The 2,132-nt window shown below is 65.9% G+C and carries 3 protein-coding genes; all 3 read left to right on the forward strand.

Annotated features, from left to right (window positions below):
* A partial coding sequence (gene gspL / locus CF161_RS28995) for a type II secretion system protein GspL (RefSeq protein ID WP_020300194.1) occupies nucleotides 1-523 on the forward strand: 523 nt, incomplete at its 5' end.
* Nucleotides 516-1,070 (forward strand): type II secretion system protein GspM, encoded by a 555-nt coding sequence (gene gspM / locus CF161_RS29000; RefSeq protein ID WP_020300195.1) that lies wholly within the window; start codon nucleotides 516-518, stop codon nucleotides 1,068-1,070. The genes gspL and gspM, both read left to right, overlap by 8 nt.
* Nucleotides 1,067-2,132 (forward strand): secretin N-terminal domain-containing protein (locus CF161_RS29005; RefSeq protein WP_020300196.1); only part of this gene is annotated, 1,066 nt, incomplete at its 3' end. The genes gspM and CF161_RS29005, both read left to right, overlap by 4 nt.

The raw sequence follows: 2,132 nt of genomic DNA on the forward strand, positions 1-2,132 counted from the left end.
CGGGCTCGACGCGCCCCGGGTCGGCGCGGCCGGCTGGGGTCGGGCACTGGCCTGCAGCGCGCTGGCCGTGGCGATCTGGACCCTGGGTCTGAATCTCTACGCCGCGCGCCAGGCCGAGGAAGGAAAACAACTCAAGGCGCAGATGAGTCAACGGGTGAAACAGGCCTTCCCCGAGTTGCCGGTGATTCTCAACCCGCTGCAACAGGCCCGCCAGCAATTGGCCGCGCGCCAGAGCGGCGCCACGGCAGATCCTGGACAGGCCTTCAGTCACCTGCTGCACACGGCCGGGAACGCCTTGCCCTTTATGATCGGCAGCGTGCAGCGCCTGGGCTTCGCCGATGGCCGATTGCAGCTGGAACTGCCGAAGGACACGCCCCCGGTTGCCGACGACGGTGCCTGGCAGGCCACCCTGGCCGAGGCCGGCTTGATTGCCAGCCGTGACGACCACCTCTGGACCCTGGGCGCGGCGGCCGAGCGGGCCTCGAACCCAGGTGAAGGCGCCCTGGAAAACGACGATGAGTAACAACCTGCTGGCGGTGAGTCGCGCTCGCTGGGCGCGGATGTTGGACGGTTGGCGGCGGTTGGCCCCACGGGAACGGCAGATGCTGGGCGGTGGCGCGCTGGTGCTCGGAAGCCTGGTGTTCTGGCTGCTGCTGATCGAGCCCGCGCTGAAGAAGATCGACTACTGGCAAATCGAAACCCCCAAGTTGCGCTCCCAGGCTCAAGCCCTGGAGTTGCTGCTGCAGGAGGCCGGGGCCAACGCCCAACCACCGGGTGGTCCGGGGCTGGAGCAGGCCTTGCGCCAGAACCTGGATGCTTTCGGCCTCGACACCCACTACCAGTTGCAAGCCGTCGCCGGAGCCAATGGACGGGGCTGGCAACTGACCTTCGAGCAGGCTCCGGCGGACGCCGTGCTCGACTGGCTGCTGGGTGGCCCGCAACACTTCTCGCTGCACGTAATAGAGGCCCACCTGCAACGCGCAGGCGAGGCTCAATCCGAAGACTCGGCCGGCATAGTGTCCGGAACTGTTCGCATGGATCAGGCGCTTGGCGCTAAGGAAGCTTCATGAAGTGGTCAGGTTCCAACTATGGGCGTCAGTGCCGCAAGGCCGCACCTTTTCTGTTGTTGGCGTTGGGAGCCTGCAGCAGCAACCCGTCCGATACACCCGCGCCCTTGCTGGTGGACAGCGAACTGGGCCAGCCCCTGGCCGATACCCGGCGCAGTGGCGACGCCTTGCTCGATCGCCAGCGCCCAGCGGCTGCTCTGGAGCCACGGCCACGGGTTCAGCATCCCGTCACCAGGACCGCTCGCGGCCATGCTGATGGCGGCAGCAGCGCAGCGCGCAACCCCCTCGGCGAGCAGCCGGTGCAGCTGAACTTTGTCGAGGCCGATATCCAGGCGGTGGTGCGAGCCTTGTCCCACTCCACCGGCCAGCAGTTCCTGGTGGACCCGCGGGTCAAGGGCACCTTGACCCTGGTCAGCGAAGGCCAGGTGCCGGCCCATCAGGCCTATGCCATGCTGCTCGCGGCGCTGCGCATGCAGGGCTTCAGCGTGGTGGATGTGGGCGGCGTGGCGCAGGTGGTGCCCGAAGCGGATGCCAAGCTGCTGGGCGGACCGATCTACAGCGCCGACAAACCCGCTGGCAACGGCATGTTGACCCGGACTTTTCGCCTGCAATATGAAAACGCGGTGAACCTGATCCCGGTGCTGCGGCCCATCGTTTCACCGAATAATCCGATCAACGCCTACCCGGGCAATAACAGCATCGTCGTCACCGACTACGCGGAAAACCTGCAACGGGTGGCGCAGATCATCGACGGCATCGACACCCCGAGCGCCATCGATACCGACGTGGTGGCGGTGCAAAACGGCATCGCCGTCGACATCGCGGCCATGGTGGCCGAACTCCTGGAAAACCAGGGCGGGGACCAGACGCAAAAAATCAACGTGATCGGCGACCCGCGTTCCAACTCCATCATCATCCGCGCCGGCAGCCCGGAGCGGACCGAGCTGGCGCGCAACCTGATCTACAAACTGGACAACGCCCAAAGCAACCCGAGCAACCTGCACGTGGTGTATTTGCGCAACGCCCAGGCCGGAAAATTGGCCCAGGCACTGCGCGGTTTACTGA

The organism is Pseudomonas sp. CF161, from assembly GCF_000416215.1.
Lineage (GTDB): Bacteria > Pseudomonadota > Gammaproteobacteria > Pseudomonadales > Pseudomonadaceae > Aquipseudomonas.

Coding starts and splice junctions, on each gene's coding strand:
- gspM (WP_020300195.1), top strand. CDS start 516: ATGAGTAACAACCTGCTGGCGGTGAGTCGCGCTCGCTGGGCGCGGATG.